The 16436-nt window shown below is 56.0% G+C and carries 14 protein-coding genes and 1 tRNA gene; 10 read left to right on the top strand and 5 right to left on the bottom strand.

Going from position 1 to position 16436, the window contains the following annotated elements; genetic code table 11:
* Positions 1-23: 23 nt before the first annotated feature.
* From NHF56_RS07500 to NHF56_RS07490, 3 genes are all read right to left on the bottom strand, one after another.
* Entirely contained in the window at positions 24-1808 is a 1785-nt protein-coding gene (locus NHF56_RS07500) for an SLC13 family permease (RefSeq protein WP_306431147.1), read from the bottom strand.
* Between the two features lie 149 nt (positions 1809-1957).
* A complete protein-coding gene (locus tag NHF56_RS07495) occupies positions 1958-2911 on the bottom strand; it encodes a glycosyltransferase (protein WP_252803014.1) in 954 nt (317 codons plus the stop codon).
* 171 nt (positions 2912-3082) lie between these two features.
* Positions 3083-3172 (bottom strand) — tRNA-Ser (locus tag NHF56_RS07490).
* A gap of 187 nt (positions 3173-3359) precedes the next feature.
* On the opposite strand from NHF56_RS07490, the gene NHF56_RS07485 reads away from it, so the two are divergent.
* The 5 genes from NHF56_RS07485 to glp are packed head-to-tail and all read left to right on the top strand — an operon-like array spanning position 3360 to position 8840.
* Positions 3360-5255 (top strand): peptidylprolyl isomerase, encoded by a 1896-nt coding sequence (locus NHF56_RS07485; RefSeq protein WP_252803012.1) that lies wholly within the window; start codon positions 3360-3362, stop codon positions 5253-5255.
* A 21-nt stretch (positions 5256-5276) separates the two neighbouring features.
* A complete protein-coding gene (gene trpD / locus NHF56_RS07480; RefSeq protein ID WP_252803010.1) occupies positions 5277-6287 on the top strand; it encodes an anthranilate phosphoribosyltransferase in 1011 nt (336 codons plus the stop codon).
* A 21-nt stretch (positions 6288-6308) separates the two neighbouring features.
* Entirely contained in the window at positions 6309-7124 is an 816-nt protein-coding gene (trpC, locus tag NHF56_RS07475; RefSeq protein ID WP_252803008.1) for an indole-3-glycerol phosphate synthase TrpC, read from the top strand.
* Positions 7121-7612 carry a cyclic pyranopterin monophosphate synthase MoaC gene (moaC, locus tag NHF56_RS07470; RefSeq protein WP_252803006.1) on the top strand — a complete coding sequence of 164 codons (492 nt, stop codon included), beginning with the start codon at positions 7121-7123 and terminating at the stop codon, positions 7610-7612. The genes trpC and moaC overlap by 4 nt, the downstream gene beginning before the upstream one ends.
* 4 nt (positions 7613-7616) lie before the next feature.
* Entirely contained in the window at positions 7617-8840 is a 1224-nt protein-coding gene (gene glp, locus NHF56_RS07465; protein ID WP_252804904.1) for a gephyrin-like molybdotransferase Glp, read from the top strand.
* On the opposite strand, the gene NHF56_RS07460 is transcribed toward glp, so the two are convergent.
* Positions 8812-10308: an NAD(P)H-hydrate dehydratase gene (locus tag NHF56_RS07460; protein ID WP_252803003.1), complete on the bottom strand. Its 1497-nt coding sequence runs from the start codon at positions 10306-10308 to the stop codon at positions 8812-8814. The two genes, glp and NHF56_RS07460, sit on opposite strands and share 29 nt — an antisense overlap.
* Positions 10309-10642: 334 nt before the next feature.
* Here NHF56_RS07460 and NHF56_RS07455 point away from each other — a divergent pair, with 334 nt between their 5' ends.
* The 3 genes from NHF56_RS07455 (at position 10643) to hspQ (ending at position 12957) form a co-directional block, all read left to right on the top strand.
* Positions 10643-10981, top strand: coding sequence for a P-II family nitrogen regulator (locus tag NHF56_RS07455; RefSeq protein ID WP_252803001.1), 339 nt, complete (start codon positions 10643-10645; stop codon positions 10979-10981).
* A gap of 73 nt (positions 10982-11054) precedes the next feature.
* Complete coding sequence (glnA, locus tag NHF56_RS07450) at positions 11055-12464, top strand: type I glutamate--ammonia ligase (RefSeq protein WP_252802999.1); 1410 nt, start codon at positions 11055-11057, stop codon at positions 12462-12464.
* A 163-nt stretch (positions 12465-12627) separates the two neighbouring features.
* Positions 12628-12957 (top strand): heat shock protein HspQ, encoded by a 330-nt coding sequence (gene hspQ, locus NHF56_RS07445; protein ID WP_252802997.1) that lies wholly within the window; start codon positions 12628-12630, stop codon positions 12955-12957.
* Between the two features lie 87 nt (positions 12958-13044).
* Here hspQ and NHF56_RS07440 read toward each other — a convergent pair whose 3' ends face one another.
* A complete protein-coding gene (locus tag NHF56_RS07440) occupies positions 13045-13677 on the bottom strand; it encodes an invasion associated locus B family protein (RefSeq protein WP_373456262.1) in 633 nt (210 codons plus the stop codon).
* A gap of 280 nt (positions 13678-13957) precedes the next feature.
* Here NHF56_RS07440 and NHF56_RS07435 point away from each other — a divergent pair, with 280 nt between their 5' ends.
* The gene (locus NHF56_RS07435) at positions 13958-15763 is read left to right on the top strand and encodes an extracellular solute-binding protein (RefSeq protein ID WP_252802995.1); all 1806 of its coding nucleotides are present in this window, start codon (positions 13958-13960) and stop codon (positions 15761-15763) included.
* Between the two features lie 9 nt (positions 15764-15772).
* Positions 15773-16435 carry a DsbA family oxidoreductase gene (locus tag NHF56_RS07430; RefSeq protein WP_252802992.1) on the top strand — a complete coding sequence of 221 codons (663 nt, stop codon included), beginning with the start codon at positions 15773-15775 and terminating at the stop codon, positions 16433-16435.
* Position 16436 lies beyond the last annotated feature (1 nt).

Here is a 16436-nt window from a genome sequence, read left to right as displayed (position 1 = left end):
CTCCATGAATGCTGGTGAAATCTTCAAACACCATAATACAGATAGATCGCGTAACAGGACACGACCCCGACAATAATGTTCATCGGCAGTCCGATTTTCACAAAATCGCTGAAGCGATAGTTGCCTGCGCCATAGACCAGAGTGTTGGTCTGATAGCCAATGGGTGTGGCAAAGCTTGCGCTTGCGCCAAACATGACGGCAACGACAAGTGCGCGCGGCTCGATGCCGAGCTGCTGACCGAGACTGATGACGATAGGCGTCAGGATGACGGCGACCGCATTATTCGTCACGGACTCGGTGAGTATTGATGAAAGCGCATAGACGATGAGCAGGACGGCAAAGGGCGTGACGGTGGACATGATCGGCATGGCCGCATCGACAATCAGCGTAACCGCTCCAGTCTCCTGCAACCCCTGCCCGACCACCAGCATGGAAAAGATGAGGATCAAAATGCCGCCATTGATTGATCCCCATGCCTCATCGGCGTCGATGCAGCGCAAAATGAGGATGGCGGGCACCGCAATCATTGCCAGCGCGGCGATATCCATCACATTGAATGCGGCCAGCACGACGACAAGGCCGAGCGCCAGAAGCGCCAGAGGTGCCTTGGTCGGCCGAAATGCACGCGCCGTGGAGCGGGTGATGGACACCAGTTCGCTCTGCTGGGAAAGTTCGTCAAGGGCTTCCGGCTTGCCTTCAAGAAGCAACTTGTCTGCAGGCCGCAGCTGGACATTGCCGAGATCGGGGCCAGGCACATGCCGGTGCCGGTGCGCACCCAGAATATGGACGCCGAACTGGCGTCCAAGCGAGAGACTTGACAGAAGAACGCCGTGACTGAAGCGGCCAGGTGCCACAACGGCTTCAACAACAATCCTCTCGCCCTCTCCGGTGCTCCCGCGGCGTTGCCCGACACGCACCCCTTCCAGAGTGTTCAGAGTCAGAAGTTCAGACGATTTTGCAAGGATTATCAGACTGTCGCCTTTTTTCAGTTTCATGGTCTGCAGGTCTTTGCGAACAACCTTGCCCTCGGATCGCAGACCCACGATGCGCAGACCGGGTTGTTTGAAATCGGCGATCTCGCCAATGGGCTTTTCGGTATATGCGCCATCTGCAACCACCATCAACTCAGACAGATATTCGGCATTGTCCTGATCGTCCAATTCACCGCCCTCTTCCCGCCGGTCTGGCAGAAGGAACTTGCCGAGCAAAAACATGGTGAGAATTCCCGTACAGGCGGCAACCAGGCCGACAGGTGTGATCTCGAAGAGAGAAAACGGCTCCAGCCCCTGCCCGCGCGCTACGCCATCGACAAGCAAGCTGGTCGATGTGCCAATCAGCGTCAACGTGCCACCGAAGATTGCTGCGTAGGACATGGGAATCAGCAGCCGGGTGGCAGCAATATCGAGCGCAGCTGCAAGCCGGATGACAATGGGAATGAGGACCAGAACCACAGGCGTGTTGTTCATGAAAGCCGAGGCGATAAGCGCGGTGAACAGAAAGGACGCCAGCGCCAGTTTTGGATAGGTCTTGGACCGTTCCAGTACGATAGCCGCAACACGCTCCAGAACACCGGTACGAACCAGCGCGCCGGTCAGGATAAACATTGCGCCAATCGTCAGTGGCGCGGAATTGGAAAACACCGCCAGCGCTTTCTCGGTCGGCACAAAACCGAGCGCCATGAAAAGCGCAGCGCCCGCCGATGCCGTCACTTCCGCGGGATATTTCTCCCAAACAAAAAGACCAAAGAGGACAATGACCAGCCCGAGCGCAATTTGAGCCTCGTAACCCGCGAAAAAGGCAGTCATCATATTTGTATTGCCCCCAATGATTCAGCTCCGTTAACGCTCCACTCTCATCTGGGTTCCTCGGAGAAGTAAAATGTTTTTGCCGGCATAGAACAGGCCAGGTAACGCGACGACATACGAGACATACACCAAAAAGGCGAAGGACTGCCCGATCAGTCACTCACAACGGGCTTGCTGACTAAAGGCTTTGTTCGCTGAACTGAAAGATAGGCAAGGCGTTTTTGCTCGCGATGCGCATGCGCCACATTGTCGAGCAGAATGCCGGTCATAAAACTGATGAAGCCAATGATCATCACGCCGGATGCCGCAATGGCGGTTGGAAAGCGCGCCACCTGATCCGTTATAAGAAATTCGATGATCACGGGAACACCGAGCCCGAGCGAGATCGCGACGAAAAAGCCAGCGATGACATTGAAAAGGTAGAAGGGCCTGATCTGCTTCATGACCCGAAACAGATAGAGCAAAATCCGCAAACCATCGCGATAGGTGTTGAGTTTGCTGGTATCGCCCTCCGCCCGCGCCCCGTAGCGCGTTTCCACCTCGCTGACAGGCAGGCGCAATTCAATGGCATGCAATGTCATCTCCGTTTCCGTCTCGAACCCTTCGGCAAGCGCCGGAAGCGACTTGACGAATGGCCTCGACAGCACACGATAGCCTGAAAAAATGTCCGAAAGCTTGGTTTCAAAGAGATTGCCGACAAACCAGTTGAACAGCCGGTTGCCCAGCACATGACCGCTTCGATAGGCGTTCGATTGTTCATGGCGGCGAACGCCGACCACCATGTCCATATCGTTTTCAATCAATTCGCGCACGAGATCGGGAGCCGCCGCGGCATCATAGGTGCCATCGCCATCGGCCATCACATAGATATCGGCGTCAAGAAGCGAGAACGCCTGACGAAGAACATTGCCCTTCCCTTGCGCGCGAACGCTACGGACTATCGCCCCGGCAGCCTCGGCTTCCGCCCGTGTATCGTCTTTGGAGTTGTTATCGAAAACGTAGACGCGGGCGTCCGGTAAAGCCGCCTTGAAGTCGCTTACGACCTTTCTGATAGACCGCCCTTCATTGTAACAGGGCAGAATGATTGCGATGTCCGGTTGATCCATAAATGTCGCCGTTCAAAATCAAGAGATTCGTCCAGCAAAACCTAACCGGATGGCGTGTTTCATCCAAGACAATTTGCCGGTGGGTCGACGCGAGGTCGCGCACGGAGGTGTTTGCTGTTGTTCTTGGGTCAAAAAATGCAACGTCTTATGCGCTGCCGAACGGACGAAAAGTGGCGGATGGGGTGGGATTCGAACCCACGGTACGGTCTCCCGCACGCCGGTTTTCAAGACCGGTGCCTTAAACCGCTCGGCCACCCATCCGTTGGCGCCTACATGCGCGAATCGTCGCGCTTTTGCAAGACCTATTCTCTTCTCGGCACGATCTGCGCACCTTGAGTGATCAAATTCCCCTGCCCGCCTTCATTTCTGGAAAAAATTCATTTAATGAGGCCGTAACTAAAGACAAGCGCCAGCGCGCTGCACAATGGAATCTGAGGAAACTGTTCAAATGATGGACCTTTTGCGCCGCGGCGCGCAGACATGGATCGCCAAGTTCTTTTTCGTGCTTCTGGTCGCCTCCTTCGGCGTATGGGGTATTTCGAGTTCTCTTGTTTCCAGTCCGTCGACAGCGGTTGTCACCGTGGGCGATCAGACCGTTGATGCACCGGAATTCCGCCTCAATTACGAACGTCAGCTCGCGCTGCTGTCGCGTCAGCTCGGGACGCGCCTGACGACCGAACAGGCACGCGCTTTCGGTGTAGACCGTCAGGTTTTTGCCCAATTGGCCGCGGGTGCTGCACTTGATCAGCTTGCGGACGATATGAACCTCGGCCTTTCTGAAGAGCGTCTCGCACAGATCATTGCCGAAGAGCCGGCGTTTCGGGCGCCCAGTGGTCGTTTCGACCGCACGGTCTTTGCCAACGCCTTGCGCAACGCCGGTCTCAATGAAGAAGACTATATCAAGAGCCAGTCCAAGGTTGCTGTTCGCAGCCAGATCGTTGATGCCGTGGCCAATGGTTTTGAGCCGCCGGCAGCCCTCTCGTCCGCGCTGAAGGAATATCAGAACCAGGTTCGCGATGTGGACTACATCGTTCTTTCCTCCGCCAACATCGATCCGATTGCAGCACCTTCCGACGACGTGCTTTCCAAATGGTTTGAAGAGCATAAGAAGGAGTATCGCGCGCCGGAATACCGCACGTTCACCTATCTCAAGCTCGAGCCTTCCGACATCATGGATGTGAACGCGGTGGCCGAGAGCGAGGTGAAGGCCGATTATGAAAAGAACAAGGATCGCTATTCCACGCCTGCCAGCCGCACCATTGATCAGCTGAGCTTCGCCGATAAGGCAGCGGCCGATGATGCTGCTGCCAAGCTTGCCTCCGGTGAAGCAACCTTTGACGAGCTGGTGAAGGAAAACGGCAAGACCGAAAAGGATGTCAATCTGGGTAACTTCACGCCGGCCACCTTCCCTGACAAGAAGACCGCCGATGCCGCTTTTGCAATAAGCGAAAACGGCGGCACAAGCCCGGTGGTCGATGGAACCTTTGGTCCGGTGATCTTGCGGGCCACAGATATCAAGCCGGAAAACACAAAGTCTTATGACGAAGTGAAGGATGAAATCCGCAAGGATATCGCGCTCAATCTGGCAGCCGATGAAATTCTCAATGTTCACGATGCCTATGAAGATGCCCGCGCCGGCGGCGCAACATTGGCCGAGGCTGCAAAGCAGCTTCGCCTGACGCCTGTGAAAATCAGCGATATCGACGAAAACGGTGAAGACATGAGCGGAAAGAAAGTTGCCGATCTTCCTGAAGAGCGGAAACTGCTGACCTCCGTTTTCGACACCGATCCAGGCGTCGAAGCTTTGCCGATCGATATCGGTCGCGAAGGTTACCTGTGGTTTGAGGTCGATTCGATCACGCCGGATCGCGACCGAACACTTGATGAGGTAAAGGACAAAGTCCTTGCCGACTGGAAAGCTGAAGCAACGGCCGATGCCTTGAAAGCCAAGGCTCAGGCGGTCCTTCAAGACGTCAAGGGCGGTAAGAGCCTTGAAGAGGTTGCAACCGAGCTGGCCCTGCCGGTCAACACAAAGTCCAATCTGAAGCGCTCGGGCTCTGCCGATGCTGTGTTTGGAAACGAAGCCGTCGCAGGTGCCTATGGTGGACCTGAAGGCCACGCCGCGACAGCGCCGAGCGCCGACGGTTCTGCACAATTGGTGCTGGTTGTAAAATCCACGGGCGAAGGCGCTAGTGTTGATGCACTGAGTGCTGACAATGGCCAGGTGGAACGCCTCGCACAGGCTGCTGGCGACGACATCCTGGATCAGATGGTCTCCAAACTGCAGGCAACATATGGTGTGCAGATCAATCAGACGCTGGCTCAGCAAGCCATGGTTCGCTAAAATATCGCAATCGGGGGAATGATGGCTGATTTCAAACATTTCATTGCAAAGGTTGCCAATGGCGAGCCGCTGAACCGGCAGGAATCGGCAGAAGCCTTCAATATCATGATGTCGGGCGATGCGACCCCATCGCAGATCGGCGGATTTTTGATGGCGCTGCGGGTGCGCGGTGAAACCGTTTCCGAAATCGCGGGCGCGGTCGGCGTGATGCGGAACAAGATGTTGAAGGTGAAGGCACCCGCCGACGCGGTCGATATCGTCGGTACCGGCGGCGACGGCATGAAAACCTACAATATTTCGACCCTGGCTGCTCTCATCGTAGCCGGGGCCGGCGTACCGGTCGCAAAACACGGCAATCGCGCATTGAGCTCAGCTTCAGGCGCTGCCGATGCGCTGACGGCACTGGGTGTGAAGCTCGATATCGGACCAGAGCAGATTTCGCGCTGCATTACGGAGGCCGGCATCGGATTCATGTTTGCGCAATCGCATCACTCTGCCATGCGCCATGTCGGCCCAAGCCGCGTCGAGCTTGGCACACGCACGATCTACAATCTGCTTGGCCCCCTTTCCAACCCCGCCGGTGTCCGGCGTCAGTTGATCGGCGTTTTCGCCCCCCAATGGCTTCTGCCGATTGCCGAGGTGATGAAGGATCTGGGCTCAGAAAGCGTATGGGTCGTGCACGGCGAAGGCATGGATGAGATCACGACGACGGGCTCGACGGAGGTTGCTGCCCTGGAAGATGGCAAAATCCGAACCTTCAAACTCACTCCGGCCGATTTCGATGTCGCTCCGGCGAAACTGGAAGATGTTCGCGGTGGCAATGGCGAAGAAAATGCAAAAGCACTGCGCGCCGTGCTGGCAGGTGCAAAAAATGCCTACCGCGATATCGCGCTTGCCAATGCCGCAGCCTCTCTGGTTGTCGCCGGAAAAACCTCTGACATTGCCGGTGGCATGGCGTTGGCGACGGAATCGCTGGAAAGAGGCGCTGCCGCATCAGCGCTCGAAAGACTTGTCGCCGTTTCCAATTCATAAGAAGAGCGCTAAGGTTGAACGATGACTGATATTCTGCGTAAGATCGAAGCCTATAAGCGTGAAGAAATTGCGGCTGCCAAGGCAAACCTGCCCTTGCAAGAGCTTGTCGCCATTGCCAAGGACCAAACACCGGCGCGCGGCTTTTACAATGCCTTGAAGCAAAAGCAAGATGCCGGCGCGTTCGGGCTCATTGCCGAGATCAAGAAGGCAAGTCCTTCAAAGGGCCTTATCCGCGAGGATTTCGATCCCCCTGCCCTTGCCCGCGCCTATGAAGAAGGCGGCGCTGCGTGCCTTTCTGTTTTGACGGACAGGCCGAGCTTTCAGGGCGCGCCGGAATTTCTGTCGGCGGCGCGCGATGCGTGTTTGTTGCCTGCGCTGCGCAAGGATTTCATGTTCGAACCCTACCAGGTGTACGAAGCGCGCGCATGGGGTGCCGACGCTATCCTCATCATTATGGCAAGTCTGGCTGACGACGAGGCTAAACGGCTGGAAGAGACCGCATTTTCTCTCGGCATGGATGTGCTGATCGAGGTCCATGATCGCGAGGAAATGGAGCGCGCGCTTGCGCTATCATCCCCGCTGGTGGGCATCAACAACCGCAACCTGCGTACCTTTGAAGTCAGCCTCGGTGTATCGGAAGAGCTTGCGGAAATGGTTCCCGAAGGCCGTCTTCTGGTCGGCGAAAGCGGCATTTTCACCAACGACGACTGTAAACGATTGAGCGCCTGCGGCATCACCAGTTTTCTCGTCGGGGAAAGCCTCATGCGGCAGTCAGATGTCACTGCAGCGACAAAGCGTCTGCTGAGTGGTGTCGCCTCAGAACAGGCCGCCGAATGAGTGGCGATCGTCTGACCCATCTGGACGAAAGCGGCGCGGCCAACATGGTCGATGTCGGCGCAAAGTCGGAGACGGAGCGCACGGCCATTGCCGAAGGCTTCATCAAGATGAAGCCGGAAACCCTGCAACTGATCAAGGATGGTTCGGCAAAAAAAGGCGACGTTATCGGCACGGCGCGTATCGCCGGCATTATGGCAGCCAAAAAGACGTCTGACCTTATTCCACTTTGTCATCCACTGATGCTTACCAAGGTTTCCGTCGATATCGAGTATGATGACCAGCTGCCCGGCCTTCGCGTGGAAGCCATGGCAAAGCTGAGCGGCAAGACGGGCGTTGAAATGGAAGCGCTGACAGCCGTCTCCGTCACCTGCCTGACAATTTACGATATGGCCAAGGCTGTCGACAAAGCGATGGAAATCGGATCGATTCGCCTGGTCGAAAAAACCGGCGGAAAATCAGGCCATTACAGGCTGGAAAACGATGGTTGAGCCAATGCCATTGTTGCCGGTCGAAGATGCGCTCGTAAGGCTTTTACGTGCGGCAAAGCCTGTTTCAGAGACCGAATCCCTTTCGCTTGCTCTTGCGCATGGGCGGATTTTGGCAGCGCCCGTCTCAGCCCGCCTGACACAGCCACCTTTCAACGCTTCGGCGATGGATGGTTATGCATTGCGTCATGCAGATGTTGTCAGCGGCAAGCCCCTGAAAGTCATCGGCGAATCCGCAGCCGGCAAAGCGTTTTCCGGCACGGTCAGCGAAGGCCAAGCGGTGCGGATATTTACCGGTGCTCCAGTTCCGCAAGGTGCCGATACCGTCCTGTTGCAGGAAGATGCGGCTTTCAACGACGACGGCACATTGGCTGCAACCTTTCAGCCATCGCTGGGACGGCACATCCGTCCGCGTGGACAGGATTTTGCAGAGGGTGAAATCGTCTTGCACAAAGGCATGCAGCTTGATGCATCCCGCTTGATGGTTGCTGCTGCCATGAACCACGCAACGCTCGAAGTTTACCGTCGTCCCAAGGTCGCAATCATGGCAACGGGCGATGAACTCGTCGCGCCTGGCAATACGCCGAAACCGGACCAGATTGTCGCTTCCAACAATTTTGCGATCGGCGCGCTGGCGCGCGAGGCCGGTGCAGACGTCCTGGATCTGGGAATTATTCCCGACCGTATGGATGCGCTGGCGGCAGGCATTGCCGAAGCGCGCGCGGCGAATGTCGATATGCTCGTCACATTGGGCGGTGCGTCGGTCGGCGACCATGACCTGGTTCAAAAAGCGCTGAAAACAGCCGGTATGGAACTTGATTTCTGGCGGCTGGCTATGCGTCCCGGCAAACCGCTGATGGCCGGCAAGCTGGATGCTGTTTCCGTTCTCGGGCTTCCGGGAAATCCTGTTTCATCGCTTGTCTGCGCGCTCCTCTTCATGCAACCGGTCTTGCGCAAGATGGCGCACCGGCCTGATGCTTCAAACGAGGCAGATGTGATCGTGACCCGCGATCTTGCCGAAAACGACAAACGCCGTGATCACCTGCGGGCGACACTGACACTGCGTGAAGACGGCGCTTTGCTGGCCGAGCCTTTCGACAAGCAGGATTCATCCATGATGAAAATCCTGGCTCAATCCGGCTGTCTGATTATCCGACCTCCGTTTGCGCCGCCGCTGAAAGCAGGCGAAACCGCGAAAGCAATTATTCTGCGCGAGCCTGGTACGGTCTGACAGCCGAAGCGAGCGTTTCCGCGGTCAGGCCAGGTCCCAAAGTGCGGGCGGTATCAGCATGAAGCCAAACGGCTGCCGCGGCCGCCTCAAAGGTGGAAACGCCCTGCGCCAGCAATGCGCCACACATTCCCGCCAGCACATCGCCTGAGCCCGCAGTCGCCAGCCACGGTGGACCGTTGATATTTGCATAGGCGCGCCCGTCCGGTGCGGCCACAACGGTATCCGCCCCCTTATAGATGATGACCGCGTTTGAACGTTTCGCCGCACTTTTCGCGCGGTCGATCTTCGAGAGCGTTTCATCGTCAGCCAGGTCCGCGAACAATCTGGAGAACTCACCTTCATGTGGGGTCAGTATGGTTTGGCAAGCGCTCTGTTTCAGTCTTGCAAAGAGTGTCTCCGGGTTCGATGAAAACGAAGAAATTCCGTCAGCATCCAGCACCAGCGGCTTTTCAGCCAAGGCCAGAGCCAGGTGACACGTCTCATCGCCCACGCCGAAGCCCGGACCGAGAACGAATGCGCTGGTTCTCTTGTCTTGGACCAGCGACTCAACAGTTTCGTTTGAGGATTCCTTGAGCATCACCGCCGTCAGATGTGCGGCATTGACGTGAAGTGCTTCGCGAGGGGCGAGAAGCGTGACTGCTCCAGCACCCATCTTGAGCGCAGCCTCGGCAGAAAGGCGAGCCGCGCCCGTCGCAGTTGCAGGTCCCCCAAAGACGCAAAGATGTCCACGCTTATATTTGTGATCACTTGCTGAGGCTTGGCGGAGAGAGCTCTTCCACAGTTCTGGTTCATTGATGCGCATCGCCTGGTCGCGGGACAGGACGACACGTTTCGGGATCCCAATGTCGAACAACGCGACTGTTCCGCAATATTCCCGCCCCGGCAGAAGGACATGTCCCGGCTTATTGGTCATGAAAGTAACCGTGTGGGAGGCTCGAAACGCGCGAGCATTCTGACCAGATCCCGCGGGAAACCGGCCTGTCCGCCCGTCAATTCCGCTAGGCAAATCCGCCGATATCACCGGCAATGCTGCTGCATCGCATCTGTCGATCAAGGCGTTGAGCATGGAATCGAGAGGACGAGCCAGCCCTGCCCCGAACAATGCGTCGATGATCACATCGCCCTCGTCGGGCTCGTAGGCTTCGATTGGCTCCACAGTGCGGGCCCAAAGCGCTGTAGCCCTGCCCGCGTCGCCGCGGTTTGGGGAAGGACCAAAGCGATAGACACCGACAACAGCACCGGATGAATGCAGAAAATGTGCAGCCACATAGCCATCGCCGCCGTTGTTGCCGGGGCCGCACAAAACAACGTAGCGCTTTGCCTGCGGATATTCACGGAGCGCAGTTGAGGCAATTGCCGCCCCCGCATTCTCCATCATCCGCCACATATCAATACCGCTATCCGCCGCCGCCCTGTCCACAGCATTCATGGTTGCCGGCTCAAGCAGGAGGTGATTCAAATGGGTCATGGTGAGTTACTATGCGTCCAAGCTTGCGGCCATGGCAAGATGCAGATTTGTGGTTAAATTATGGGCATTTGCATAGCGCATATGCGCTTGAAGAGCGCCAAAAGACAGGCTATGCCTTTCATGAACGAAATCGGTTTCAGACCACGGGGAGTTCGTCGAGACGGCGAAGAGGAAATAAAGCGGTTTGGACGCCCAAAGCGGCGACAAAGCTTGCGGATAAGAGGATTAATCCTATCAAATTCTTGAACCTGCCCGGAAAATTGGCATGATACCTGCATGAGGTGGGCCAGCGGAATAGACCGCTGCAACGGGAGAAGCAGAGAGTTATTTTCTTATGAAAAAGATCGAAGCGATCATTAAACCATTCAAACTCGACGAAGTGAAAGAAGCCCTTCAGGAAGTCGGTCTGCAAGGCATCACAGTGACGGAAGCCAAGGGCTTTGGTCGCCAGAAGGGGCATACCGAACTCTATCGCGGCGCTGAATACGTCGTCGACTTTCTGCCGAAGGTCAAAGTTGAGGTTGTATTGGCCGACGAAAATGCGGAAGCGGTTATCGAGGCCATTCGCAAGGCAGCCCAGACCGGGCGTATCGGAGACGGAAAAATCTTCGTCTCGGATGTTGAAGAGGTCATTCGCATTAGAACCGGTGAAACCGGCGTGGATGCGATCTGACATTTTATACGTTTGCACCCCAATTTGCTTGGGGCCAGAGGAAACACCCGCAAAAAGAATAGGGACATAAGACATGGCTACCGCAAAAGACATTCTCAAACAGATCAAGGATGACGATGTCAAATTCGTAGACCTGCGCTTCACGGATCCGCGTGGCAAGCTGCAGCACCTGACAATGGATGTCAGCTGCGTGGACGAGGACATGTTCACCGATGGTGTCATGTTTGACGGATCGTCGATCGCAGGATGGAAGGCGATCAATGAATCAGACATGGTCCTCATGCCGGATACTGAGACTGCGCATATGGACCCCTTCTTTGCGCAATCCACGATGGTGATCGTCTGCGATATTCTCGACCCGATCTCCGGAGAATCCTACAACCGCGATCCCCGTGGTACCGCTAAGAAGGCCGAAGCCTATCTCAAGGCATCCGGAATTGGCGATACGGCCTTTTTTGGTCCTGAGCCTGAATTCTTCGTGTTTGACGACGTCCGTTACAAGGCCGATCCCTACAATACCGGCTTCAAGCTCGATTCGACGGAACTGCCGATCAACGACGACGCCGACTACGAAACCGGCAACCTTGGCCATCGCCCGCGCGTCAAGGGTGGCTATTTCCCGGTTCCGCCGATCGACAGCATTCAGGACATGCGCTCCGAAATGCTGACAATTCTCGCTGAAATGGGTGTTGTCGTCGAAAAGCATCACCACGAAGTGGCTTCCGCCCAGCACGAGCTCGGCGTGAAGTTTGACACGCTGGTGCGCAACGCCGACAAGGTGCAGATTTACAAATACGTCGTGCATCAGGTCGCCAATGCTTATGGAAAGACCGCAACTTTCATGCCCAAGCCGGTCTTCGGCGACAATGGTTCCGGCATGCACGTTCACCAGTCCATCTGGAAAGACGGCAAGCCGACCTTTGCAGGTGATGAATATGCGGGCCTTTCTGAAAGCTGCCTTTACTATATCGGCGGCATTATCAAGCATGCCAAGGCGATCAACGCCTTTTCAAACCCGTCTACCAACTCCTACAAGCGTCTGGTACCGGGTTATGAAGCGCCTGTGCTTCTGGCCTATTCCGCGCGCAACCGCTCGGCATCTTGCCGCATTCCGTTCGGTTCTTCGCCGAAGGCAAAGCGCGTTGAAGTTCGCTTCCCCGATCCGACAGCCAATTCGTACCTCGCCTTCGCAGCCATGCTGATGGCCGGTCTTGACGGCATCAAGAATAAGATCCATCCCGGCAAGGCGATGGACAAGGATCTCTACGATCTGCCGCCGAAAGAACTGAAGAAGATTCCGACGGTCAGCGGTTCGCTGCGCGAAGCCCTGGAAAGCCTCGACAAGGATCGCAAGTTCCTGACAGCTGGTGGCGTCTTCGACGATGATCAGATCGATGCCTATATCGAGTTGAAGATGGAAGAAGTTGCACGTTTCGAAATGACGCCGCACCCGGTCGAGTTCGAAATGTATTATTCGGTTTAAGGGCTTACGCCCTTATCCGGAAAACGAAGAAGAAGGCGGTGCTTATGTGCCGCCTTTTTTGATGACCGCTTGTCACAACGCCGTCACAAATTGTGCGCGGAACAATATAGCCCCCTTGATGTTTGGTAAAATAACCCCAAATATCCCCTGAAAGGATGTTTCCATGAAACAGGGTCAGGCAAAATTTCAGATTGGTCAGGTTGTCCGGCATCGTGTGTTCCCTTTCCGGGGCGTTATTTTCGATGTGGACCCGGAATATGCAAACACGGATGAATGGTGGAATTCCATTCCCGAGGAAATCCGTCCACGCAAGGATCAGCCATTTTACCATCTTCTCGCGGAAAACGCGGAGACGGAGTATGTGGCATACGTGTCGGAACAGAACCTGCTTCCGGATGAAAGCGGTGTGCCGCTGCGGCATCCACAGGTTGCACATGCGTTCGAGCAGGTGCAACACGGCTTTTACAGGCCAAAGGCCATCACCGCGCATTGAACATGCGATGTAAGGTTGAGCAAAAAAGCCCGGTCAGCGTTCAACTGACCGGGCTTTTTGTGTCGAATTCTGCGTTAGCTGAGCGACTTAGTTGCCCTGCTTGGCTGCGTTCTGTGCGTCTTCCAGCTTCTTGCGACGCTCTTCGGCTTCCTTGAGCGTTTTTTCCTGCAGCTGTCGCTGGGTTTCTTCAAGCTTGGACTGCTCAACCGGCGGACCGTCAAAGGCAGATGTAAAGCCTTCAAGCGAAATCTTGATCGGGTTGGGCGCACGTTGGAAGTTCACGGACGTGAAGACCACCTCTCCGCCCTTCTTCAGGTTCGCAATCATCCCGTCTGTCATCGGCGCTTCGGCAACGCACTTGTCTGGCATGCAAACGGCGTAATCGAGCTTCGTTGGTTTTCCGCCATCGATCTGCATGGTGATGCCCGGAGGAATGGCACGTGCGGATGGGACAGATACCTGGAACAGCTGGCGATTGATCTTGCCGGTCACGGTGATGAGACCGACGGCAGTCAGAAGCTGACCATTGCTGGCCTGCGTCAAGTTCTGCACAACGCAGACGTCGTTATCTTCCTGCTTGGAGCAAACCTTGAACCAGCCTTGGGGCACCTGAGGCACAGCCTCCTGCGCGGATGCTGGTGCATAGCCAGCCGTTCCGGCAATCGCCATCGCGGCAAAGCCGAGTACGCCGTATTTTGCGGTCTTGGCAACGAGTTTCATATCGGTATCTATCTCCCGGTGTCTGACAAAACAGTATTCTGTTTAATCGAGGTCATATCAGCGCGCTCACTGCCGATCAATTGAGGCGATTAGATGACCTGCTGAAAAGTAACTCCTGTTACATCGCCCCCGTTTCGAAATCCACCCGCCGCGATCAAGAATTTACACGCGCAGGCCAAAATTGGGCTCATTCATTTGATTATTGCGCAAAACCTGCAAGCGTCTTCACGTTCGTGATAGCGTAGCCAGTGAATCGCATGCCTGAGCCCGGGAGACCGTCTTGAAGAAACTCATCGTCAGCCTTTTTGCGCTATTTGCGCTTTGCCAGATTTCGGTCGCTGAACCGTTGCATGGCATTGCCATGCATGGCGCCCCTGCTCTGCCGGCTGACTACACACACTTTCCATACGCCAATCCGGATGCACCCAAGGGTGGCCGCATCACCTATGGTGTTGTCGGCAATTTTGACAGTCTCAACCCGTTTGTCCTGAAGAGCATGCGCACGACAGCGCGCGGCATGTGGGATCCCGGCTTCGGCAACCTCTATTTCGAGGCGCTCATGCAGCGCTCGCGCGATGAACCGTTCACCATGTATGGTCTGCTCGCCAAGAGCGTGGAATGGGACCCGGAGAGAACCTATATCCAGTTCAACATCGACCCGCAGGCAAAATGGGCGGACGGCAAGCCGGTGACGGCGGACGATGTCATCTTCACGTTCGAACTGCTGCGCGACCACGGTCGTGCGCCCTATTCAACACGGCTTGCCCGCGTGAAAACGATGGAGAAGGTCGGCGAAAACAGCGTGCGCTTCACCTTCAATGACACCGCCGACCGCGAGTTCCCCCTGATCCTGGCCTTGTCGCCGGTACTGCCCAAACATGCGATTGATCCCGATACCTTCGAAAACTCGGGCCTCACACCCATTGTTGGTTCCGGCCCTTACGCAATCAAGGAAATCAAGCCCGGCGAAAAGATCGTCTATGAGCGGCGCAAAGATTATTGGGGCAAAGACATTCCCGCCAAGGTCGGCTTTGACAATTATGACGAGATACAGGTGAACTACTACCTTCAGGAAACAGCTCTTTTCGAAGCTTTCAAGAAGGGCGAAGTGGATGTCTACCTGGAAGGCAATCCCGGCAAATGGGCCGAAGCCTACAACTTTCCGGCCGCAACAAGCGGAGATGTGGTGAAGGAGACTTTCAATCCGCAGGTCCCCTCCGGCATGCTGGGTTTTGTCTTCAACACCCGCCGCAAGCCTTTCGACAACGAAAAGCTGCGCGAAGCACTTTCTTTGGCCTACGATTTCGAATGGGCCAACAAGAACCTCTACAACAATGCCTATACACGCACGCAAAGCTTCTGGCAGAACTCCGATCTCTCAAGCTTTGGCGTTCCAGCCAGCGACGCTGAGCGGAAGCTTCTGGGCGATGCGGCCAAGACGATGGACCCGGAATACCTCGACGGGACATACAAGCAGCCGGTGACAGATGGCTCCGGGCGCGATCGCAAGATATTGCGCCAGGTCGTCGATACACTGAAGGAAGCCGGCTACACCATTCAAGGCAACAAGATGGTCGGCCCGGATGGAAAGCAGCTCGCCTTTGAAATCATGACGCAAAACGCCGATCAGGAGCGGTTTTCCATCCCCTTCCAGCGGACTTTGGCGGCGATCGGAATAGATGTCAAAATCCGCACCGTGGACGACTCCTCCTATCAGAAGCGCACGCAGGAATATGATTACGACGTGATCGTCAAAGCCTACACATCGTCACTATCCCCTGGTGCAGAACAAGCGTGGCGATGGGGTTCCGCCGGCAGGGATCGGCCTGGCACCGACAATTTCGCGGGCGTTGCCGATCCCGCAGTTGACCGTCTGATCGAAACAATTGTGAATGCACGCGAGGAAGATGAATTCCAGACCGCCGTTCGCGCCTTCGACCGCCTTTTGATGTCGCGCCATTATGTGGTCCCATTATACCATATTGGTGAACAGTGGGTCGCCCATTGGGCATATATACACCACCCCGAAAAGCTGCCACTTTACGGCTACCAATTGCCGGTATGGTGGGATTCCAGAGCAGAATAGGATAATGTTTTGAATACGATAACGATCGATGTTGTGTCAGACGTGGTTTGCCCCTGGTGCTACCTGGGCAAGGCGCGGCTGGAAAAAGCATTGGAACTCACCGCAGACCAGGTCAATGTGCAGGTCGTATGGCGGCCTTTTCAGCTTGATCCTGAAACACCGGCTGAAGGCGTTGATCATCACGCGCGGCTGGCGGAGAAATTCGGCGGTCGGGAAAATGTCGAGCGCGCGCATCAGCAGATTGCCGACCTCGGCCGCGAAGTCGGCCTTGCCTATGATTTCGATGCCATTAAGCTGACGCCCAACACACTTGATGCACATCGGCTGCTGCACTGGGCACAGGCTTTGGGTCCGGAGGTGCAAAACCGATTGGCCGCCCTCCTTTTCAAGGCGAATTTCGAAGAGGGCCAATTCCTTGGCGATCATACGGTGCTGACGCGGCTCGCCGTAGAAGCCGGCATGGAGAAGGAGGTGGTTGAACGCCTTCTCGCTTCGGATGCGGACAAGGATACGGTGCGCGAGGAGATAGAGGCCGCTCAGCGCATGGGTGTGAGCGGCGTTCCCTGCTTCATCGTCAATCAGAAATACGCAATCAGTGGCGCGCAAATGCCCGAGACGCTGGCTGGCGCACTGCTCTCGATTGCGTCTGAAAACGCCCAGCCGTCCGCGTAAA

Origin of the sequence: Rhizobium sp. L1K21 (assembly GCF_024055895.1) — a bacterium.
Classification (GTDB): Bacteria; Pseudomonadota; Alphaproteobacteria; order Rhizobiales; family Rhizobiaceae; genus Ensifer_A.
Note: the sequence above shows the minus strand (reverse complement) of the source record. Positions and strands in the feature narration are given on the sequence as shown.

Coding starts and splice junctions, on each gene's coding strand:
- hspQ (WP_252802997.1), top strand. CDS start 12,628: ATGAAACAGGGTCAGGCAAAATTTCAGATTGGTCAGGTTGTCCGGCAT.
- NHF56_RS07500 (WP_306431147.1), bottom strand. CDS start 1,808: ATGATGACTGCCTTTTTCGCGGGTTACGAGGCTCAAATTGCGCTCGGG.
- trpC (WP_252803008.1), top strand. CDS start 6,309: ATGACTGATATTCTGCGTAAGATCGAAGCCTATAAGCGTGAAGAAATT.
- NHF56_RS07495 (WP_252803014.1), bottom strand. CDS start 2,911: ATGGATCAACCGGACATCGCAATCATTCTGCCCTGTTACAATGAAGGG.
- glnA (WP_252802999.1), top strand. CDS start 11,055: ATGGCTACCGCAAAAGACATTCTCAAACAGATCAAGGATGACGATGTC.
- trpD (WP_252803010.1), top strand. CDS start 5,277: ATGGCTGATTTCAAACATTTCATTGCAAAGGTTGCCAATGGCGAGCCG.
- moaC (WP_252803006.1), top strand. CDS start 7,121: ATGAGTGGCGATCGTCTGACCCATCTGGACGAAAGCGGCGCGGCCAAC.
- NHF56_RS07460 (WP_252803003.1), bottom strand. CDS start 10,308: ATGACCCATTTGAATCACCTCCTGCTTGAGCCGGCAACCATGAATGCT.
- NHF56_RS07455 (WP_252803001.1), top strand. CDS start 10,643: ATGAAAAAGATCGAAGCGATCATTAAACCATTCAAACTCGACGAAGTG.
- glp (WP_252804904.1), top strand. CDS start 7,617: ATGCCATTGTTGCCGGTCGAAGATGCGCTCGTAAGGCTTTTACGTGCG.
- NHF56_RS07440 (WP_373456262.1), bottom strand. CDS start 13,677: ATGAAACTCGTTGCCAAGACCGCAAAATACGGCGTACTCGGCTTTGCC.
- NHF56_RS07485 (WP_252803012.1), top strand. CDS start 3,360: ATGATGGACCTTTTGCGCCGCGGCGCGCAGACATGGATCGCCAAGTTC.